18 protein-coding genes are annotated in these 22,480 nt (G+C 43.9%); 3 read left to right on the forward strand and 15 right to left on the reverse strand.

Annotation, left to right across the window (positions count from 1 at the left end; translation table 11 throughout):
- Positions 1–67: 67 nt before the first annotated feature.
- Positions 68–1,042 carry a sterol desaturase family protein gene (locus NJD71_RS09145; RefSeq protein WP_319051661.1) on the reverse strand — a complete coding sequence of 325 codons (975 nt, stop codon included), beginning with the start codon at positions 1,040–1,042 and terminating at the stop codon, positions 68–70.
- A gap of 181 nt (positions 1,043–1,223) precedes the next feature.
- The gene (locus tag NJD71_RS09150; protein ID WP_319051662.1) at positions 1,224–2,600 is read right to left on the reverse strand and encodes a DUF2868 domain-containing protein; all 1,377 of its coding nucleotides are present in this window, start codon (positions 2,598–2,600) and stop codon (positions 1,224–1,226) included.
- A gap of 158 nt (positions 2,601–2,758) precedes the next feature.
- Between NJD71_RS09150 and NJD71_RS09155 the strand changes: the two genes are divergently transcribed.
- The gene (locus tag NJD71_RS09155) at positions 2,759–3,508 is read left to right on the forward strand and encodes an SDR family oxidoreductase (RefSeq protein ID WP_319051663.1); all 750 of its coding nucleotides are present in this window, start codon (positions 2,759–2,761) and stop codon (positions 3,506–3,508) included.
- 39 nt (positions 3,509–3,547) lie between these two features.
- Here the strand turns inward: NJD71_RS09155 and NJD71_RS09160 are convergent, their stop codons facing one another.
- From NJD71_RS09160 to NJD71_RS09215, 12 genes are all read right to left on the reverse strand, one after another.
- Positions 3,548–5,089, reverse strand: coding sequence for a bifunctional 2-methylcitrate dehydratase/aconitate hydratase (locus NJD71_RS09160; protein WP_319051665.1), 1,542 nt, complete (start codon positions 5,087–5,089; stop codon positions 3,548–3,550).
- A gap of 144 nt (positions 5,090–5,233) precedes the next feature.
- The gene (locus tag NJD71_RS09165; protein ID WP_319051666.1) at positions 5,234–5,860 is read right to left on the reverse strand and encodes a GNAT family N-acetyltransferase; all 627 of its coding nucleotides are present in this window, start codon (positions 5,858–5,860) and stop codon (positions 5,234–5,236) included.
- Between the two features lie 71 nt (positions 5,861–5,931).
- Positions 5,932–7,785, reverse strand: coding sequence for an ABC transporter ATP-binding protein (locus NJD71_RS09170; RefSeq protein WP_319051667.1), 1,854 nt, complete (start codon positions 7,783–7,785; stop codon positions 5,932–5,934).
- Between the two features lie 38 nt (positions 7,786–7,823).
- Positions 7,824–9,077, reverse strand: a complete 1,254-nt coding sequence (prpF, locus tag NJD71_RS09175) for a 2-methylaconitate cis-trans isomerase PrpF (RefSeq protein ID WP_319051668.1) — start codon at positions 9,075–9,077, stop codon at positions 7,824–7,826.
- Between the two features lie 86 nt (positions 9,078–9,163).
- Positions 9,164–10,924, reverse strand: coding sequence for an ATP-dependent nuclease (locus NJD71_RS09180; protein ID WP_319051669.1), 1,761 nt, complete (start codon positions 10,922–10,924; stop codon positions 9,164–9,166).
- A gap of 92 nt (positions 10,925–11,016) precedes the next feature.
- Positions 11,017–11,280: a type II toxin-antitoxin system Phd/YefM family antitoxin gene (locus tag NJD71_RS09185; protein ID WP_319051670.1), complete on the reverse strand. Its 264-nt coding sequence runs from the start codon at positions 11,278–11,280 to the stop codon at positions 11,017–11,019.
- A 144-nt stretch (positions 11,281–11,424) separates the two neighbouring features.
- Complete coding sequence (gene acnD / locus NJD71_RS09190; RefSeq protein WP_319051724.1) at positions 11,425–14,058, reverse strand: Fe/S-dependent 2-methylisocitrate dehydratase AcnD; 2,634 nt, start codon at positions 14,056–14,058, stop codon at positions 11,425–11,427.
- A gap of 305 nt (positions 14,059–14,363) precedes the next feature.
- Entirely contained in the window at positions 14,364–15,503 is a 1,140-nt protein-coding gene (prpC, locus tag NJD71_RS09195) for a bifunctional 2-methylcitrate synthase/citrate synthase (RefSeq protein WP_319051671.1), read from the reverse strand.
- A 108-nt stretch (positions 15,504–15,611) separates the two neighbouring features.
- Positions 15,612–16,271 (reverse strand): DUF2059 domain-containing protein, encoded by a 660-nt coding sequence (locus NJD71_RS09200; RefSeq protein ID WP_319051672.1) that lies wholly within the window; start codon positions 16,269–16,271, stop codon positions 15,612–15,614.
- A 93-nt stretch (positions 16,272–16,364) separates the two neighbouring features.
- Positions 16,365–17,258, reverse strand: a complete 894-nt coding sequence (gene prpB / locus NJD71_RS09205; RefSeq protein WP_319051673.1) for a methylisocitrate lyase — start codon at positions 17,256–17,258, stop codon at positions 16,365–16,367.
- A gap of 348 nt (positions 17,259–17,606) precedes the next feature.
- Positions 17,607–18,893 (reverse strand): NRAMP family divalent metal transporter, encoded by a 1,287-nt coding sequence (locus NJD71_RS09210; RefSeq protein ID WP_442967667.1) that lies wholly within the window; start codon positions 18,891–18,893, stop codon positions 17,607–17,609.
- 306 nt (positions 18,894–19,199) lie between these two features.
- A complete protein-coding gene (locus NJD71_RS09215; RefSeq protein WP_319051674.1) occupies positions 19,200–20,222 on the reverse strand; it encodes a LysR family transcriptional regulator in 1,023 nt (340 codons plus the stop codon).
- A gap of 237 nt (positions 20,223–20,459) precedes the next feature.
- Here NJD71_RS09215 and NJD71_RS09220 point away from each other — a divergent pair, with 237 nt between their 5' ends.
- Together NJD71_RS09220 and NJD71_RS09225 are read left to right on the forward strand one after the other, a co-directional pair.
- Positions 20,460–21,452, forward strand: a complete 993-nt coding sequence (locus tag NJD71_RS09220; RefSeq protein WP_319051675.1) for a hypothetical protein — start codon at positions 20,460–20,462, stop codon at positions 21,450–21,452.
- Between the two features lie 348 nt (positions 21,453–21,800).
- The gene (locus tag NJD71_RS09225) at positions 21,801–22,178 is read left to right on the forward strand and encodes a hypothetical protein (protein WP_319051676.1); all 378 of its coding nucleotides are present in this window, start codon (positions 21,801–21,803) and stop codon (positions 22,176–22,178) included.
- 3 nt (positions 22,179–22,181) lie between these two features.
- On the opposite strand, the gene NJD71_RS09230 is transcribed toward NJD71_RS09225, so the two are convergent.
- A complete protein-coding gene (locus tag NJD71_RS09230; RefSeq protein WP_319051677.1) occupies positions 22,182–22,382 on the reverse strand; it encodes a spore coat protein U domain-containing protein in 201 nt (66 codons plus the stop codon).
- Between the last annotated feature and the right edge of the window lie 98 nt (positions 22,383–22,480).

A 22,480-nucleotide genomic window follows, 5' to 3' on the forward strand; every position in this document is an offset into this window, starting at 1 on the left:
AAAAATCTGGTTGAGTGTTGGTTATGCATACGTACTATTGCTTCGATACATCGCCGTTATAAATCACCTATGAGATTGCGCTAGGCGGGCGTAATAGTACCTTGAGCTTTTTCTTAAACCCTTTAGCACGAAAAAACCGCTGCCACATGCGGTAAAAGACCCCAAATATCAGACTAATAATCTTGTCATGGCTATCCTCACCAACTGCACCATATCTGACGGGATTATTGCTTATATCTTCTTCTACATAAGTACCAAACCAACGGTCAAAAATAATAAGGACGCCGCCGTAGTTTTGGTCAATATATTCGTTATTGGTGCCATGATGGGCGCGGTGATTGGATGGTGTGTCAAAAATATACTCAATCCATTTTGGGAATTTCCCAACCGTCTCGGTATGGATAAAGAACTGATAGATCAGATCTAGCGCATAAAAGAAAAATACCCAGACAGGATGCACGCCTAGCAGCATCAGTGGAACAAAGAACAACCACCATCCCGTTACTGAGTACAGCAAACTCTGGCGCATAGCAGTCGATAAGTTCATGTTATCATCTGAATGATGTACGACATGCGCTGACCAAAACCAATTCATACGGTGTGATGCACGGTGAAACCAATAGTAGCTAAATTCAACAGCGACAAATATAGGGATGGCAGTCAGCCATGTCACCTCGATGGTGAACAATCGATACTGATACAACCACAGGCAAATAGGTAGCACGATCAGTGCTTGGACAATCAGCTCAAACCCTAAATAGGAACCACCCAAACTAAAATTGGTCATCGCACGGCGCCAGCTAAAGTGCTTACCGTTACCACGCCTAGACTGATAGAACCACTCCGCCAAAAACAATAAGAAGAAGGGACCGCCTGCCAGCGGCAATAACCATTCTTGCCAGTGTGCAGGTAAGATACTTGCCAGCATCGGCTGCCATGACTCGGGGGAGGCCGCTAGTATGCTTTGGTTTAGTGCCTCTTTGTAATCGTCTAATACCTGACCATACTGACCGAGCGTCAAGAGAGTATTGTCTGCTGCCATATCGGGCTCCTAGCCACTATAAAACATCCTTGTTATCTCAATGACTGTTATCGCTAATTTTTAGCGGGTCATGAGAGGTACAACCATTGATCTATCATACTTGTGTTATGTTGTTTTAGTTACGATGACAAGTACCGTTAAAGAAGTCCCTTAAAAATACGACCCTAAAAGAGTCAACAGTCTAATAATTAACGTCAACTAAGCCAATGTTTCGCGCAGAGAGTGCGGTTTGCCACTGCTGATAGCGAACGGCTTGTTTGTCTATTGGGGCATTGTTAGGTGTCAAATCAGTATCAGTAAGTGGTTGAGTGTCACTGAGTAGCTGTACAATCAGTCCATCTGTTGCATGAGCGGCGATTTGGTCAAGCTTACGTAGCGTACCACGGTCAGGCAATGCCTTACTATGAATACCTAGTAGTACTTGTACGGGATGCTCATCCAAGTAGTCTTTGAGACGTGCCATGTCCTCACGGTCATCCACAATACCGAAATTCTCAATGCTTTCTGATTTTTCAAGACCTGACTGCCACCATGTTTGCTGATCTGAGGGGTATTCGAGTAGGGCAACCAGTTTCTTGCCAGCACTCACCGCCGCTTTGGGTGCGATAGGTGCTGGCGCTTCTGTAAAGTCATCGGCATCAACCACATGGCGCTGCCAAAAATTGATTATCTTTTGATAATACGGCTGCTTGATGTCTAAACGCATTTTTTTGCGGCGGAACATCAAGGCACAAAACGCCCATGCGATCGCGCGCGGCACAATGCCATACATAAGCAAGCTACCCACTAGTAAGCCTGCCCATTGCCGTGCAACAGACAATGGCATGGCGTCTGTCACAAGGCGGCTTTGGGCAATGGCGGTACTGTCTGGCACATCGAACCCAACCATACTTGGCAACCAGCCGAGTATTTGAGTCAAGCTTACTAGTGCCTGATCAGAGAGCAAAGTCGACTCCCAGCTAAAGCTATACTGGCGCACAATCAACAAAAATATAATCGCAAGCAGCATACCCGTCAGCGTTGCAAGCCACAACTGATGGCTGAATCTACCCAGATACCAGCGCATACCGCTATGCTGCAATTGTCGCTCATACAGATCGACTGCCGCCTTGGTCACATCGTCCTTACCACGTATGAGGTAGCTTGGACTGACAAAGCTGGCAAACCAACTGGGCGCTTGTTGGTCTCGGTTGATGAGTGTCATGACCAGCCAACCGCCAAGCATAATAGTGTGGAACCCAAGCAAGCAGACCAGTACATAAAAGAAATTCACGACGTTGGACTGCAAGAGGGTAAACAATCCCAAAAACCCTGATAGGCACCACACCACACTCATGACAATCATAATGCCTTTTATGCGACCATCAATTTTACCAAGTACCCGAGCGAGCGCCCCATTGCTATCGATACGAGATGCACGTCTGTGCAATTTTTGGATAGGTGTGCCATCCTCACCCTGTAGTTTTTCAGTGATAAGTAACGGGTCAGTAGCAAACACATGCTGATCGCTCTCTAAGGCACGTACTAGTTCGGTCAATTGGTCTTGAGGTGATAGCATAAGGCGCTGATATCCGTATAAAAACATCAATATAAAAATAAGATACAACAAAACGTCGGTCTAATCGCTAGCAATTATTGTAGCGTATATTGACTATAGCAAACCCTCATAAAATCAGCCAAAATAAATAAAGACTTATAAACAAGGAAAAGTATCATATGAATGACAAAATTTACCTGATTATCGGTGGTACAGGCGGTATTGGTCAAGCTATGGTCCAGCAGCTGGTGCAAACCAATCACAGCCATAGTGTACAAATATTTGCCACTTATCATCGCACTGAGCCTGATATCGAAACAGAAAACCTGCACTGGCTACCGATGGATATCAGCGATGAGGACAGCATCAAAAGAGCGGCCGATACCATTAAGCAAACAGTCGGTCATCTAGATTGGGTCATCAACTGCGTGGGGTTATTGCATACAGATACCGCGCAGCCAGAGAAAGCGTTGCGACAAATAGATACCGAGTTTTTTTTGCAAAATATGCAAATCAATGCGCTAGCAGGGTTGCTCATCGCCAAGCACATCAAGCCATTGCTTGCCAAAGCTGAACGTAGTGCTGAGCATCCAGCGATTTTTGTGACCATATCGGCCCGTGTTGGCAGTATTACTGACAATCAGCTCGGCGGTTGGTATAGCTATAGAATGAGTAAGGCGGCGCTCAATATGGGTATGAAAAATCTAAGTATCGAATGGGGCAGGTCACTAAAAGAAGTGTGCGTGGTTGTCATGCAACCAGGCACTGTTGATACTCAGCTCTCCGCGCCGTTCCAAGGCAATGTCGCTGAAGGACATCTGTTCTCACCAGCATATAGCGCGAAGTGCTTGTTAGATGTGCTATCAGGTATGACAGCTGCTCAATCAGGCAGTTTCGTCGATTGGGCGGGAGAGTCCATACCTTGGTAGCAGTTATATTAGCTAAATAAGACCATAAAAGATACGCCGTTAGTAAGCCATGAATAAGTCCATAAACTCATTTACCGGTGTTTGTTCTAGTCTTTCTTGATCGTCACACAATTCAATGATCTGCTGACAACGGCTGTCGACAAAGCGGGTTGCCAGACTGGCACGGAACTTTGCCTCCAATACAGGAATGCCTTCGGCGCGTCGGCGTTTATGACCGATGGGATATTCAATGGCAACTTTTTCTGTGCTGCTACCATCTGCAAAAAATATTTGAATGGCATTGGCGATAGAGCGCTTACTGGGATCATGATAGTCCTTTGAGTACTTTACGTTTTCTTCTACTACCATTTTGCCGCGTAGCTCATCGATGGATAGATGCTCCTCGTGATAGTCGTCCTCGTAGTGCTCCGCCATTAGATCACCTGTCAATAGTGGCACAGCTACCATATATTGTAAGCAGTGATCGCGATCCGCTGGGTTATCAAGCGCGCCTTCTTTTGAGATGATGCGAATCGCTGAGTCATGCGTAGTCAAAACTATTTTTTCGATATCATCCACTCGGCCTTTGACATGTGGATGCAAAATGACCGCTGCTTCACAAGCGGTCTGGGCGTGAAATTCAGCAGGAAAGCTTATTTTGAATAAAATATTTTCCATCACGTAACTGCCAAAATCACGCTGAAAGGTAAAACGGCGCTCGTCTTGTGGCTTTGTGGCCAGATCCTTATTGGTATGGCTAAATAGCACATCATAAAACCCCCACTGCGATGCGGTGAGTGCTCCAGGAATGCCCATCTCGCCACGCGCGGTGATATCTACTAGGCGTACTGCACGACTGGTAGCGTCACCGGCTGCCCATGATTTGCGGCTGCCAGCATTGGGGGCATGGCGATAGGTACGCAGTGCCTGACCATCAACGAGGGCTTGTGAGATAGCGGCCATGATACGCTCACGGGTTAACTGGTAGAGTTTGGCAATCACCGCAGTTGAAGCAAGTTTGACCAAAAACACATGATCCAGGCCCACACGGTTAAATGAGTTTTCAAGCGCGAGTACGCCTTGAATTTCATGCGCCATGATCATCGCCTCAAGCACAGTTTTCATTGTGAGCGGCGCTTGTCCTTGGCTGATGTTTTTCTGACTGATATAGTCCGCGACCGCCAAGATACCACCTAAATTATCGGAAGGATGGCCCCATTCAGCAGCGAGCCACGTATCGTTATAATCAAGCCAGCGTACGATACAGCCGATATCAAAAGCGGCTTTGATTGGATCTAGCCGATAAGCAGTACCAGGAACACGCGCGCCATGTGGTGTTATCTGGTCGGAACAATTAGGGCCTAAGTGCTTGGTACACTCAGGAAATCTCAGCGCCAGCAGACCGCAGCCAATGGTGTCCATCAGGCAATAACGCGCGGTGCTCCATGCCTCAGCAGCGTTCGATGATTCGTCATCTATTGAATAATTAAGCACATAATCGGCAATCTTTTGGATTTCGACGTCGTATTCCGGACGAACATTGCTCTCTACGGTTGCATTTTTTGTATTTGCATTGGCTGTATTTGAATGATTATTTGACATGGTTGTGTCCTCTTCCTTGAGTGTGCCGCTTTATTAACCAATGATTCTGGTTATCCTTTTAAAGCCATCGTCATTTAAAAGTAGCACACTCAATATGGAACAACCAATTTGAATTGTGTTAAGAATTAAGACCTTACTTGCCGTTTAAATCATGAGATATAGCAACCCTAAGATAAACAGCGCCGCTATAATAAACAGCAGAAAACTCAAAACTTTGGTTGTGGTTGATGCGGTGTCGGTGCTCTCTTTTTTGACTTTATTTTTCTTGGCGACATACAGTACCATCTTTACATGCTCGATATTGTCCTCGAGATAATGCTCGCCTTCAGGCACAAAGCCCAAAGACTCATAAAAACTTAGCAAGTACACCTGGGCCGAGATAATAATCGGGCGCTTTTTGCCATATTTTTTGCGGCAGTGGGCAATCGCTTGTGTCATCATTTGCCGTGCTAGACCGTCACCTCTATGCTCGGACAGTACGAGCACTCTACCAATAGCTGGCATAGTAGTGTGGTTGGTTTTGATGGCAGGATCAGCAACCGATAGATTTGATTTTAGTGTATTAAATTCGGGCGGGACGATGCGGCAATAGCCTACTAACGCTGCGTTTTGATGGGCAATAAGGTGCAAGCAATCGAAATCGACCTCATCCATATCTTGATACGCACAGTTTTGTTCGACAACAAAAACTTGCGAGCGTGCTTTTAGGATATGATAAAGATCAACTGAGGTCAGCTCGTCAAAGGTTTTTAGAGAAAATTCACAATTCATAATGGTTTAGGTTCTGGCAATAGGCGGTAAAATAGGGGCATTATAACGATTTAAACAGGCATTCACCATGCCTAACCATTGAGGGTTTGGCTAATCTTATCTAAGTTTAGGCTATCAGACATAGCGCTAAAGATCTCAAAATACTTACCGCGCTGGGCATACAGTACTTCATGTGTGCCTGTCTCAACCACTTCACCATTTTCTATGACTACCAGATCATCAGCATCGATGATTTGAGCAATGTTATGTGAGACCATGATGACGGTACGGTCCTTTTTGATGAGATCTAAGCTTTTTTTGACCTGCTGACTGGCGATAGCGTCTAGGCTGGCGGTCGGCTCGTCCAAAAACACAATAGGTGGGTCTTTTAGAAACATCCTTGCCAGCGCGATACGCTGCTGTTGACCACCTGATAAGGATTTGGCGGTACTCTCATAGCCATCAGCTAACCCTATAATCTGCTCGTGGATAGAGGCTTTTTTTGCCGCAATAATAATGTCATCAATGCTGGCATTCATATTGCCATAGCGGATGTTTTCACTGATCGTACCCGAAAAAATATGATTGCTCTGTAGTACTAGCCCAATGCGTTGACGCAGCTCGTGAGTATCGCAGTCAGTCAAATCATGACCATCTAAACATATCGTGCCAGCGTCTGGCGCGTAGAACTTGACCAACAGATTAATAATGGTGCTTTTGCCAGCACCAGAGAGACCCACTAATGCAGTGATACGATTGGGCTTGATGGTAAAACTAACGTTTTTTAGCGCTTGTGTACCATTCGGATAGGTAAAATCAACGTTTTTAAGCTCGATATGGCCTTTTAGATTGTCGCTACTGATGCCAGCAATATTTTCGACTTGTTTATCGTCTTCTAAAATATCAAAGAAACCTTCGGCATAGGTCAATGCATTATTGATCTGGTCGTAGATACGGTGTAATTGACGGATAGGGGCGGCGACATTCTGAAATAGCATGACATGAAACAAAATCATACCAATAGTCATCTCACCTTGTAGCACAAAATACGCGGTGAGTAAGATAATAACCACGACGCCAATCTGCTCGATAAAGGTTTTGATAGCGTCATAAACAAAACCAATACTGCGAATACGCAGCTGATTATCCGTCATTTCTTTTTGAATGGCTAAGTGCTTCTCAGCTTCGATAGACTCACGAACGAAAGATTTGACGACGCTGATCGAATTGATCAAGGAGATTACCAAACCACTTTTGGCTTCGCGAAACCCGCGCATCTGCCGACGAAAGCCTTGCAGACGGCGTGCTTGCTTTTGGCTGATAAAAAAGTAAATAGGTATGATGACAAGGCCGACCATGCCAACCCAAAAATTGGTCGAAAACATGATGATAAGTGCCACAATCGCATTGGCAAATAGCGGTAGCATATCGATAAAGAAGTTTTGCACCAGGCTGGTAAGACTGTTGACACCGTAATCGATACGGGTTTGCAGTTTGCCACTGTCATTCTCACTGCTGGTATAAAAAGCCATGCGATAGGTCAGGATGCGCTCAATGATGCGCTGTGATAAATCGCGCGACAGATTGATGCGAATTTTTTCACCAAAAAAACGCTGACCAAAAGAGATAAATATCGACAGTATCTCTTTAGTCAATAACACCGCGCTAATAATACCTAGCATACGCAGACCCGCCTGCCATGGCTCAGCAAGCGTGGCAATCTCGGTCAAGGTATCGACGGTATAACGCAGCACAAACGCGTTGACCTGCGCGGTAAAGGAGCCTAATGCGGTCAGCGCTAAGGTGGCAATAATAAGTAGGCGGTAGGGTGCAGCAAATACTGCCAGTTTTTTTAGAATATCCCACAGCAGCGCTCGCCGTTCTTTCTTTTCGACTGGAGGTTTTTTGTCTAATTGCACGCGGCGGGGTTGGGGAGATGTTGGCATAACACTCTATCGTAAATTAAAATAAGCCATGGCTACGCTTAAAATGCATCCGCTGGTACAAAAACTTCACCAATCATAATACGCCTTGCTGAGCGACTCATCGACACTTTTTTGGCTTGCCAGCTTCCATCGACCAGTTCGGTTTTTCCGCCGACGAGCAATGTCCCTGATGGATGACCAAAACGTACCTCGCTAAGTTGCTGCTCAGATTGACCGCAACCAGCTGCTTGGTTGACCAGTGTACCTTGTGTGGTTGCCGCGGCAGCAATGGCGACGGCTGCTGTGCCCATCATGGCATGATGCAATTGCCCCATGCTCATGGCACGTACGACTAAGTCAATCTCGCTTTCATCGACCGATTTACCACTAGAGGCGGTATAGCTCTGTGCTGCGCCTACCCAAGCGATTTTAGGAATGTGTTGACTGGTCTGTGCCTCGCTCACGTCTTTGAACAATCCCATCGCCACGCCGCCTGTGGCACGGATTTTCTCAAGTTTGGCAAGTAGTTCGCTGTCGCTGTTGATGTCACCTTGTAGCTCAGTACCTGTAAAGCCCAAGTCTTCCGCTTTCATAAAGATGGTTGGGATACCTGCGCTAATAAAGGTCGCCTTGACACTATCGGTATTTAAACCGCAGCCCATCACATCGAAGTCATCGATCAAGTTGCCAGTAGGGAACATATCGCTAGTGGCATCTACAGGATCGATAAACTCGATTTTTACTTCAGCAGCTGGGAAGGTCACGCCGTCTAATTCAAAGTCACCTGTTTCTTGGACTTGCACCTTATCATTTGCACCTTTATACACTGGCACATGGGCAATAATCGTTTTACCGATATTCTCTTGCCAAATACGTACTTCACAAATACCGCTTTCAGCATCTTCGTCGATACTATTAGCAATTTTGTCGGCATCGACCAAACCCATATTAATGGCACAGGCACCAACGGCCGCAGTTAAGTTGCCACAGTTTCCCGCCCAGTCAATCATAGGCTTGGCGATATTGACTTGTCCAAACAGATAATTCACATCGTGATCTGGTCTGTCAGAGGCTGATAAAATGACCGTTTTTGAGGTGCTAGAGCTACCATTGCCGAGACCATCGATTTGCTTACCGTAAGGATCTGGGCTACCGATGACACGTAGCAAAAATTGATCACGTGCCGCGCCAGCGACTTGGCATCGCTCAGGTAAATCAGACAGTTTAAAAAACGTCCCCTTTGAAGTGCCACCGCGCATATAGGTAGCCGGAACGGATATTTGTGGGGCAAAAGAGGGCTTTGGTTTAGACATTTTTTAAATTCCTGTTTAGTATTTTCAACAAGGTAAAACGATATAAAATACTTCGATCAAAAAAAACAGTGAAACGACTAAAAAATCTAGCTGATACACCAATTAAAGAAGTCTCTAATTTCATCTAAGTCATCAACACAGTTTTCAACACTTTCAGTGGCCAATCTCTGTCTGAATCTTAACCACTCTCCATTATTTTTAGTTTCGAAGCATAAGTGTGGCTCTATAGCTCCTTTAGACCAAACCCAAATGGAGTGATTTTTCATATCTTCTCTTATTTTATCAAGATGAACCTTGGCATCGCTTTCTGCTGCCATTAGCTCATAAACGTCACTGGCTCTAAAACCTTTTTTGTTACAAGGATGACGACCTTTTAGCTCAAAACCATGCGTTGATTGAATTTTTCCTATGATATTTAAACACTCTTCAGTAGAGGTGTTCTGTTTTTCTATTAAGTTTTGTTTTATTGCGCCTGTAAATGCGAAATCTAAGTCAGCTAGAGCTTTGGTGGCTATTCCCATCTTCTCAAGTATATCTATCATATTTGGAATATTGTTTGCTCCACTTGCAATGACTAGAGCAAGTTTATGTTCTCCTAGAGTCTTTCCAGTCACACTATTGAAAAGAGCTGGCAGTACTGTTTTTTCCGTAGCTCCTTCAGCTATTAAAATCTTATCAGAAAATAAGATTTGTCCAAGATTATAGGTATCAAATAGCAATCTAGCTTGTGAATTATTGTCAAGTAAGGTTTGTTCAAGAGCTTCTTTCAGTCTTGTAGTTACCATAGTTCCATTATTATTCTTTCTAATAATATTAGTAATTGGTATGTCTGATTGTTCAATCATATAAGGCGAATGTGTAGAGAATATAATTTGATATCCTCTATTAGAGAGAATTTTAAGAGAAGATCGTAATAACTCAATTGCTTGTGGGTGTAAAAATAACTCTGGTTCATCAATTAAAAGTATGTTTGTCTTTCCTTGCTTGGCTACATCTTTTGTTATTTCTGCTAAATGTCTAATCAATGTCATTTGAATAGCACGCTGTGAACCATGACCCATATCGATAAAATCGGACTGTCTTGCTGTGCCAACTTCACTAACTTTGATTGTTCCTTGTTTAAACAAATCTGCAATACTTGGAGTTGGTATATCAATATTTAACGATAACCCCGGAAAGAAATCACCAATCTTGTCATTGATGGAGGAATCAAAACTAGATAGCTCGTTCAGTCTCTGACTACCATTCAAATTTAGTTTTTTCCCCACTACTTCAAGAGCCTTATTTATCTCTGTTGCTTTAGAGTCTATAATTTCTTTTTGTAGGTGAGCGATGAGTTTTCCTATTGTATTACTCGCTTTAAACTTAGAAACGTCCTCTGCCGAATCTTCCATTGAGTTTATGAAAGTTGGCTCAGGAAATAGCGTGGTTATCGCTTGTGGTAATCCATTAGGATTTGTCCACACACCAAGCTGTAGTTCTGAAGGTTTCTGTATACCCATCACAACAGAGTTTTTTCCAGTACCAGGTTTCTCTTGAAAGAATCGAACATACAATGAACCTTCTTCAATATGTGGCTCAAGGCTAGTAATCTGTTGTTGGCTTAAATGCTGTAGAGATGTGTTATCGAGACCTTCTAGTAATGCAATAATCTCGATAGGTTTTGTATTATCAAAAAAGCTTGATTCATTTTGACCTTTCCCACGTACTAAAGTATCGACGCATTTTAAAATATTTGATTTACCAGCATTATTATATCCAACCAAAGGCGTATAGTTTTCAAGAGTTATCTTTGTTTCTTGGCATGATTTATAATTCTGTATGTGTAGTTCTTTAATTTTATGCATTACTACTCCAAATTATATTTATCAAACTCAAGTTGACTATCTAAGTCTGAGATAGCTTATCAGAAATCATAATAAAAGAGGTGAAAGCTGATTTAATATGAGGTCTTATCCTTAAGACCACGTACCGTAAATTGACCAGCACGATACTGTTGAATAGACTCAGATAAATGTGAACTATTAGCAGGCGACTTCAATAAATAAAGTGTCTCCATTAAACTATTGTAATGATCAAGCGACATGATAACTGCACCCTTATTGTTTTGACGACCTATAGTGATCAAGTCATCATTACAATTTACAGTATCTAAGACCGCTTCAAGGTTTTTGTTCGCCTTAGAAAAACTGAGAGTTTTCATAGAATTTCTCTTAGTAATAACCTCTATAAAGTATCATACAAATATCCGTTATTATCAACGAAAAAACCGATGTCATATAAGGATATACAACATCGGCGACTTTTATATCTTGCTATTTATCATGCTAAAACCTACAGGATAATGCTAGACAATATCTAGCGTACCTTCGATAAACTCTTTAGCAAAACGTTGTAGCATACCACCAGCATTGTACATTTTTACTTCATCAGCCGTATCTAAGCGGCAGATGATAGATGTCTCAGTGGTACTACCATCGGCACGATGAATCACTAGAGTCATCAGCCCGCCAGCAGACACTTCGCCCGTAACATCAAAAGTTTCTGTGCCATCGATATTTAGCGTATGGCGAGTCACACCTTCCTCAAACTGTAGCGGTAGCGCGCCCATACCCACCAAGTTTTGGCGATGAATACGCTCAAAATCTTCAGCAACGACGGCTTCTACACCAGCGAGACGCACCCCTTTAGCAGCCCAGTCACGACTTGAACCTTGACCATAGCCATCACCTGCGATGATGATAAGCGGCTGTTCACGGTTCATGTAGGTTTCAATGGCTTCCCACATGCGCATGACCTGACCTTGTGGCTCTACGCGCGCCAGTGAGCCTTGGACAACCTCACCACTTTCATCACGTACCATCTCGTTTAATAGCTTAGGGTTGGCAAAGGTGGCACGTTGCGCAGTTAAATGGTCACCGCGATGGGTCGCGTACGAGTTATAGTCCTCAGCAGGCAAGCCCATGGTGTCTAAGTACTCGCCAGCAGCGGACGTACCAAGAATAGCGTTTGATGGTGACATATGATCGGTTGTAATATTATCACCTAGGACAGCAAGTGGACGTAGGCCTGTCAGTTTGTTTTTCTTAGCCATTTTGCCTTCCCAGTACGGCGGACGGCGGATATAAGTGGTCATTTCGCGCCAGTCGTATAGTGGGCTTAATGCCTTGCCCGTGTCTTTTTTGGCTTCATCAAACATAGGAATATATACAGAATTGAACTGCTCAGGCTTAACAGCAGCCGCAACGATGGCATCGACTTCATCATCATCGAACCAGATGTCTTTTAGATAGACGTCATTGCCATCCGTGTCTTTACCCAATACGTCTTTTTCAATATCAAAACGAATGTTACCAGCGATCGCATAAGCAATAACCAGTGGCGGTGATGCCAAAAATGCTTGCTTGGCGTATGGATGAATACGACCATCAAAGTTACGGTTACCCGACAGCACTGCCGTGGTAAATAAATCATTGTCGATGATTTCTTTTTCGATATCAAGGTCAAGCGCACCGCTCATACCATTACAGGTGGTACAAGCAAAGCCAACCACATCAAAGCCGATTTCTTGCAATTCTGGCATCAGACCTGCTTCTTCTAGGTACATTTTGACCGTTTTTGAGCCAGGTGCTAAGGATGACTTCACCCAAGGTTTACGTAATAATCCTTTGGCATTGGCGTTACGAGCAACTAAGCCTGCGGCAACCATGTTGCGTGGGTTTGAAGTGTTGGTACAGCTGGTGATCGCAGCGATAATTACTGCGCCATCTGGCATTAGACCATCTTTTGGCTCTGGTAGCTTTTGATCGGGCGCGTGGGCGATACCTTTGGCAACCAAATCATCAGTTGATACGCGGGCATGTGGACGCGACGGGCCTGCCATATTACGACCTACTGATGACAAATCAAACTCAAGGACACGTGCGTATTCGGCTTTTTCCATGCCATCAGCCCATAGGCCAGTTTGCTTGGCATACTGTTCAACCAATTTGATTTGTTCTTCAGAACGACCAGTCAGTCGCAGATAGTCAGTGGTTTGCTCATCGATATAGAACATCGCGGCAGTGGCACCATATTCAGGTGTCATATTAGAGATTGAGGCACGGTCACCAACGGTCAGCTGACGGGCACCTTCACCAAAGAACTCAATATAAGTAGAGACCACACCTGCATCACGTAAGAATTCAGTCATCGCCAGTACCAAGTCCGTACCGGTAATGCCTTTTTGTAATTTACCCGTTAACTTAACACCAACGTAATCAGGCAGACGCATATATGATGGGTTGCCTAGCATGACGCTTTCAGCTTCTAGACCGCCGACACCGATTGAGATCACACCTAGGGCGTCGACCATCGGCGTGTGACTATCAGTACCAACTAGCGTATCGGCAAACGCGACTTCTTCACCTGCTTTATTGTGCACAACTTGTACGACAGGTGACATTTTCTCTAGGTTGATCTGATGCATGATGCCGTTACCAGGCGGCACGACGTTTACATTGTCAAAAGCATACTGACACCAGTTAATAAAGTGAAAACGGTCATCGTTGCGGCGCTCTTCAATCGCACGGTTTTTCTCAAATGCATCTTCTTCAAATCCTGCATGCTCAACAGCCAAAGAATGGTCAACAATAAGCTGAGTTGGCACAATAGGGTTTACTTTAGACGGATCACCACCTTGCTCAGCGATGGCGTCACGCAAGCCTGCCAAATCAACAAAGGCCGTCTGACCCAAGATATCATGACAGACTACGCGGGCAGGGTACCAAGGAAAGTCTAAATCTTGCTTACCCTCGATATGCTGTTTTAGGGCATCGGTTAACTCTTCTGGTGGGCAACGGCGTACTAAGTTTTCACACAATACTTTTGAGCAGAATGGTAGCTTGTCATAAGCACCTTCTTCGATACGCTCGACCGCTTCACGGGTGTCAAAGTAGTAAAGGTCAGTATCGGGAAGTGGTTTTTTGAATTCATCGTTCATTGGTTGTACTAGGGCGTTGTCCATAAGTCACCTTTGGCTGTTGGCTAATTTTCATAAATAGTTAAGCGATAATATCAGGTAAAAAGTCATTCCTTTAGCAAAAACATCGTTTGCGTAGGCTTTGCTAAAGAAGTGATATTAAAAAATAGAAAGGTATGGTTTATATAAAGAGTAATAGGCATATGATGATTAAGCCTAAACAGTCAACAAGGCTAAATTATTATATCGTTATCAGCCAGCACTATCGCTAGCTGATAACGTTACTTAATAAGCTGCCTAATAATAAGCATTTAACACTAACTGTCTTAACGCGCGCTCATATCTGGCACTGGACGCAGATCTTCACCCGTATATTCTGCACTTGGGCGAATGATACGGTTGTTAGCACGTTGCTCAAATACGTGAGCGGCCCAACCAGTCAAGCGTGAGCAGACAAAGATAGGTGTGAACAGTTTGGTTGGGATGCCCATAAAGTGATAGGCAGAAGCATGGAAAAAATCAGCATTACAGAACAGTTTTTTCTCGCGCCACATCACTTCTTCACAGCGAACCGATACTGGGTATAACACTTCATCACCGACGTCAGCAGCCAGTTTTTCAGCCCAGCTTTTAATCACCACGTTACGTGGATCTGACTCGCTATAAATTGCATGACCAAAGCCCATGATTTTGTCTTTACGAGCCAGCATGCCCATCATCTCTGTCTCAGCTTCATCAGGTGAGCTAAAACCTTCAATCATATCCATAGCCGCTTCATTCGCGCCGCCATGCAATGGACCACGTAATGAGCCGATGGCACCAGTGATACAAGAGTGAATATCAGATAGAGTAGATGCACACACACGAGCGGTAAAGGTCGACGCATTGAACTCATGCTCTGCATACAAGATAAGCGAGACGTTCATGACTTTTTCATGTAGCTCGTTTGGCTTTTCGCCTTTGAGCAGATGCAGGAAGTGTCCACCAATAGTGGCGTCGTCTGTATCAGTCTCGATACGCACATTATCATGGCTAAAACGATACCAATAGTTGATGATCGACGGGAACGCTGCCAGCATACGGTCAGTTTGATCATTTTGCTGAGCAAAGTCAGTCTCAGTTTCAAGATTGCCAAGCATCGAGCAACCAGTACGTAGCACATCCATTGGATGCGCGTCGCTTGGAATGCGCTCAAGCACATCTTTTAATGCTTGTGGTAGGCCGCGTAGTTTTTTTAGCTTGGCTTGATAGGCATCAAGCTCGCTTTGCGTAGGCAAGTTACCGTATAGCAGCAGGTACGCCACTTCTTCAAAAATACACTTGTCGGCTAGTTCTGATACGTCATAGCCGCGATAGGTCAGACCAGAGCCTGATTTGCCGACGGTAGATAGAGCGGTTTTACCAGCGACTTGTCCGCGTAGACCTGCGCCTGACAATACTTTTGTTGATTGGTTTTGTGCTGCCATGGTTACATTCCTTTTGTAGGTAGCTTTTTTGGGTGAAAACAGTATTTCTAACAATGTTTCTGATGAGAAATTTATTGATTAATGACCGACTATAGCGCCAGTTGAGCGTTATGCAGGCTGTTCAGGCTGTGGACCGTCTAAGTCGACATTACAACGCTTAAACTCAGCTTCAATAGGGCCGTTCAAGACCTCCATCGCGCTGCCTTCGCCTTCTGCATTATTGATTTCCATATACTTGACACCCAGTGGCGACTCCATAAATGTCTGGATTTCAGTCATTTCTTCTGGGGTGGGGTCAGCCATTGGGGTTGCGACTTCTTCGCCATTCATGACGCGCAATTGCTCATTGCCAAAAGCAAGCAGCTTTTTACCTACATCCGACGTATAAAAGCTATCTAGCTCTTTTAACTCTGCATCGGTGAATTGAGACTTATAAAAGCTATCAACTTCGGCTTTACCCAAGTCCTTATCACGCGATTCAAGGCAGCTGACTTGCTCTTCACTGAGCGCACCACTATTGATAATTGGCGCAAACAGTAGACTGTTAACGGTATCTAACGTAATTGTCGTCATGACCAAGTCGTCTTGAGAGACAGCATCTGATGGCACAGCTTGGGTCGCAACTGTATCGGTTGCTTCACTGGTAGTCGTGTCAACGTTATCGACGGTTTCTGGCGTGTTATCACAGCCAGTTATGAGTAGTAGTGCCGCCAGCGTACTACTGAGTAGTGACGCTCTAAAAGCAGTATGAGAAGTAAGCAATGACATAAATAACCTAAAGGTAAATGAATACGAATTTTAAGAAGATAAAACACCCAGAGGTAGTGTATCTTCGCAGCGTTAATAACAACCAATCGCTAGTTACTTGTTACTAGCAAATAGCTTGTCTAATGTCTGCTCAAACTCATGATAGTTTAAGAAATCATAGAGCTCCATACGGGTCTGCATGGTATCGACGACTTTGTCTTGTGTGCCATCATTGAGTAGATGCTGATAGACGTTCAGTGCCGCTTTGTTCATGGCGCGGAAGGCTGATAGCGGATACAGCACCATCTCGACGCCCACACTATACAACTGGTCAGTGGTGTATAGATCTGTCTGACCAAACTCTGTCATGTTGGCCAATACAGGAATGTCCAATACATCAGTAAACTTATGATACATCTCGATATCGGTTAGCGCTTCTGCAAAAATCATATCTGCACCCGCTTCTTGGAACGCAACAGCACGTTCAACCGCAGCATCTAACCCTTCTACCGATAAGGCGTCAGTACGAGCCATCACTACAAAATCAGGGTCAGTTTTGGCGTCTAATGCTGCTTTTAGACGATCTACCATCTCTGAGATGCTGACGATTTCTTTGTTAGGGCGATGGCCACAGCGCTTTTGAGCGACTTGGTCTTCGATATGTACAGCAGCGACGCCTGCTTTTTCCATTTTTCTAATGGTTTGAGCGATGTTAAACGCGCCACCAAAGCCTGTATCGATATCTACCAGCAGCGGCGTATCGACTGCGTCAGTGATACGGCGAGCATCTTCTAGTACATTATCGAGACTGGTCATACCAAGATCAGGTAGACCAAATGAAGCATTGGCCACGCCAGCACCAGAGAGATACAACGCTTGATGACCGACTTGGGTAGCCATCATCGCTGTATAAGCGTTGATAGCACCTGCGATTTGTAATGGTTGATTATTATCATTTTTTTGAGTGAGAGCACTGCGAAAGCGCGCGCCTGCTGAAGAAGTTGTCATGCTAGTATCCTTGCAGATAGAGAAAGTATTATCATTGTTGTGACTGATTATACCCAATTATTGACCTCTAAAAAGCTTGCTGATAAAATTATTAATTATCTAAACTAAAAATTAATATTAAAATATTTAACAGTATTCATAATATGAATAGCATTATGTGTATATTGATGTTCCACTAGAATAAGTATTCATATTGCTTAAATAACCGTATTAAATAATAGTGTATATTTTACATTTAGTTACAATTACTAGACCTATATTTTCTCTTTTTTTGAGAGTCAACCATCAAAAAAGCCCTAATAGCTAAGCTATTAGGGCTTTTGTTTGAGCCAGACTATAAATCTTAGTTTAAGAGAATAGACCTGCTAGGTTTGCTAAGAACAACAATGCAAAACCTGCTAAGAATACCAAACCTGCGATAGATAGTGCATTCATACCTGCTGATAGTTTCTTATGTTTTTTGACCAGTGAGTAATTCAACCAACCAAAAATAGGCGCAGAGACAAATGCCGATATCATGGCAAACTTAAGCATGGCGCCCAATTGCCCTGTGAAGAAGGTAATAATCACGAGCCCGCCACCGATAGCATAAGTCGTCCAAAAAGCGATCTGCTTTTTATTGATCTCACTCTCACCTTTAAGCAAACGCCAGCACTCAGCATTGGCACGTCCATAACCATCAGCACAGGTAATAGTCGTGCCGAACATACACATAAAGGCGACAAAGGCCACCAGTAGTCTTGACCATTCACCAATAGTTGCGGTATACATATTGATCAGCTGGTTGATATACGCGCCGCCAACCAATTCAATCTCTTGCCCTGAGCCATACTGGACGAATACACCTAATGATAAGAAAAACAACGCCAAAACCGCTGAAACCGCATAACCCACATTAAAATCAAGTAAGCCTTGTCTGTGGGTCGTGTGATCTGCTTTCACCTTGGCAGAAGTCCACATAGAAGTAATCGCTGCAAATTCAAGTGGTGCTGGCATCCAGCCCATTAGCGCCACAATAAAGCCTAATGTCGCCAAATTCCAAGGAGAGGCGGCAACAAAATCTACTGCCATCACGGTTGGCTTGCCAGCAGCAATGATAACCGCTGCGATGGTCGCTGTCGTAAGCGCAATCATAATCCACTTGGTGACGCCATCGAGTAGCTTATAGTGACCGGCTATCAAAAAGAACCAAGAGACCGCAACGATGATGAGAGACAACGCCATCGTCGATAGTCCAAGGGAGGCGGGTAGCATAAAGCCCAAAATTACTGCCGCAATCAGTGAGACCGCACCAGTGCTAATGACCGCTGATAGGATAGAGAGAATAAAATACACCCATAGATATAGCTTTGAGCGTTTGGCGTAGCCTGCAATCAAGCTCTCACCAGTATCGTAGACATAATCCGTTGCAAAGCGAAAAAACGGATACTTAAAAACATTGGCCAAAACAATCATGATTGCAAGCTGCCAGCCATATATGGCACCAGCCTGTGTTGACGAAATCAGATGCGATCCACCGATTGCAGCGGTCGCCATTAAAATACCTGGACCAAAGATGCGCCAACTAAAGCCTTCTTGCTGTGCAGTGACGGTATCGTCAGTGGTACTTGGGTTATTGAGTGGTTGTGTGGTCATGAATACCTCTAAATGTTTAAAACGGCAAATTATCACTTACCTGTGTCAGCTTGCCAATGATCAGTGGACAACCGATTTATGAGTTATTTTCTCTAAAACGATTAGTATCGTATCGACTTTAGCACACCAGTATGCTTCAGGAGAATGATTATTCTATTTATTAATAGTGATAGTTATTACTATTTGTTTGCTCTGCCATTATTTTTGGTTAGCATATTAATCTGATAATATCAAGTATTAGGGCAGATTATTTTTGGCGTTTCTTTATAACACAATATCCACACAATATCTGGTCATCTAAGGACGTTACACAAATTTTTGTCGCCGGTAGGTGATGCCTCGTTCTTCATAGACCTGATAGATAGCATTCAATAGCTCAGAGATACTTGGATGCACAAAATCTTTGAGGGTATGTAAGTAGATAGGGGAGGTGACATTTTCGTGTACCAAACGTTGATAGCTTATTTGTTCGGTACGTACGGTCTTTAGGCTGGCAGGTACCAAAGTAATACCTTCTCCAGCCGCGACCAAACCTAGTGCTACTTGCAAGTCACTTACCGTCGTCGTCATATACGGAGATATGCCGTACTGTGCAAATAAATGTAGTAAAGGTTCAGTGATTGGTTTATTAGATGCAAGTTGCTCACCGGCATCAGCTCTGATTGGTTTATCTAATTGGGTGTTGTCTGAATAACTACGAGCGTGCGCCGAGGGCGTTACTGTGGCTGCTATCGGTAAGTGCGTTTGATGGTATAAAATCAAGCGGTTGTTTGCCAGATCTATCAACCGCTGCTCCTCTACATAGGCAAGAGGATGCGATTTGGGTAGTGCGACCACATAGCGCTCATGACGCAGTAGTATTTGCTGAATCCAAGGGTCTTGATGCGCAAAACGCCCAAAACCCACGTCAATATCACCAGACTTGAGCGCCTCCATTTGCTGATATGAGCTAATATCTTTTAGATTAACCTCGATATCAGGGTTAGACTGCTTTAGCTTTGCGATGATTTCGGGTAATAAACCATATAGCACCGAGGGCACAAACCCAATGTTGAGCGCAGTACTTGGCGCGGATAAGCGCTGGGTCATACTGGTCACGGTCTCGATTTCTGTCAGTATGGTGCTTATCTTATCGTAAAAGAAACTGCCCGCTTCAGTCAGATGCAGAGGTCTATGGTAGCGATCAATCAGCACCACACCGATATCGGTTTCTAGCTGCTTGAGTAGACGGCTCAAACTTGGCTGCGACAGCCCTGTTTTTGTCGCAGCAGCACTAAAGCTACGTAAGTCTGCGACCGCAATAAAGGCATTAAGCTGTTTTAAATCCATATTATTGAGCCTATCATGATATATAGTCTTCATTAGGTGTTGTCTGAATAGGTGTGGGTGCAATCATTTGAGATGATACGCATAAATATTAGTGATATCGAACAAATTGTGCTTGAAGATAGGAGTGTGAGCAACTATATTGAGAACTAATGGTGCTGTTACATTTTAGCAAGAAAATTATCATTCATTTTAGCAGTCATTTACTGCCAGTAGAACGAACTGGCTTGGTGTTATTCTATGAGCGACGACAAAAAGAACATCGGTACTGACTTTGATGAAGAGTTGGCCAAACTGGTGCAAGAAAAGTCGCGTAAGCGTACCAAAAACAACATTTATGAGCGTTTTATTAGCCGTGTTAAGAGCACTGAAGATGATGAAAACATAAGTAACACGGGTAAGTCAAAACCACTGAACACAGCAGATAAGCTACCTGCTTTTGAGCCTTTGAGTGCAACAGAGCTGCTACTTTTTGAAGAAGACAATAGCGATCAAGCGCGAGTTTTAGAACCAGTAGATATCAAAACAACAAACGCTACCTTTGATTTTTCGAATCAAAATGCAGTGTCGCAGACCAGTCGACCGAGTATAGATGCGCTTAGGAACAAGGCTGTTAATAACAATATTGTTAATAACAGTGCTCTGAGCAAGAACGATCATACGCAAACCCAGCGCCTCGATACCAGCTTGGATGATCAGTATGTAGACGATAATGAGGAGACGGATACTTCTTTTACTGATGAGGATTCGGATACTAAAGGGTCATCATCAGAACCCCATAGCGCAGAGACAGCACCCTCACAGAGTACTGCCACCAGTAATAAAAAACCTATCATCATTGGTATGATTTTTGGTTCATTACTGATCGCTATAATAGTGCTCACACTCATATTCACAGGTGTATTATCAACCTCTACATCTGATGCTGATCGTAGTCTTGACAACAACCCAAAAGCAGTACCTACTACAACCGATACGCCAGCTACAAATCTTGATTCAACTACTCACGCTGATAACCAACCTACCACAGCACCTAACTCTGACGACGACGCGCTAGTACCAGTTGCCCAACAAAGCACTCCAAATGACGATGTACAAAACATACCTGTGAGCGATGAGGGAGAGGAAGAGCTTGCCAGCGATGTAGCTACCTCAGAGGCTGAGGCAGCCATCACTTATGAGGATTTCAGGGAAGAGTCACAGACCACACTATACCGCGAGACCAATGATTAACTCAGTATGTAGTTATGTAGCATCGTGTTGGCATCTATCATCATCCCATAACATTCTATCTAGCAACTGACACCATCTAACCGCTATTTTCTAGATTTATTAAAAGCGCTGTAAAAAACTGACACTTTAGTGCCATCGGTCATCTGATCCTGCTCATTGGTACCAAAAGACATTGCAATGTAACAAAAATACCATATTATTATACATATAAGGCGATTAGCAAACCGTCAATCATATGGACTGATTTGGTACTTACTTATGGACAGCTTAAAAAATTCAGATAGTAAAGGTATAAATCGACCTACCAGCACATTATCTCCTACAAATAACAGTAAACGACGAAGCACTGTGTTTACCATAGCTAGTGTCTTTCTTATTTTTGTAGTCGTGACCGCATTTGTCTCTTATCGCATCTCATCAACCCTCTCTCAAACCTCAAATTCGGGGACTGGTTTGACTACAAACCATGACCTCTCCTTGTTTTCTAGCCCAGAACACACCCAGAGCCTAGGTATCCAAGCCAGCCATGTCATAACTGATGCTAGAGAAACAGACACTATTATTAACTATAATGAGTTTAAACAAGAAGCTCAAAACATACTGTTCCGTGAAGAAGAGGAAATCATACAGGCGCAGTCCAATCCACATAGTGTCGCGCCTACGATTAGCGCGGAAGGCTTTAGATCTGAAGCGGATAAAACCTTATACCGTGATAGTGAGTATTAAGCCTCAATAGTTGATGGTAATGGTTACCGTATCGGTGTACTGATCGGGCATAAAATCCGTACTCGGGACAGTGACGTATACTGTCTGAGAAGTGCTCGTACCGGTCCCACTACCAGTGATGCCATTGCCAGTCGCGTTTGCTACGTTACCCCATATGGCACCACTAGGACCTGCAGTACGGCGTAACTGATAAGGTACCTTCAACACTAAACTACTGAGATCTAGTAAGCTGTTTTTGAAGGGTTTTAAAAAAAATTGAGGCTTCGCGAACGAAGCCTCAATTGATGTAAGTGTTTTGTTTG

It is taken from the genome of Psychrobacter sp. PP-21 (assembly GCF_033790785.1).
GTDB lineage: Bacteria > Pseudomonadota > Gammaproteobacteria > Pseudomonadales > Moraxellaceae > Psychrobacter.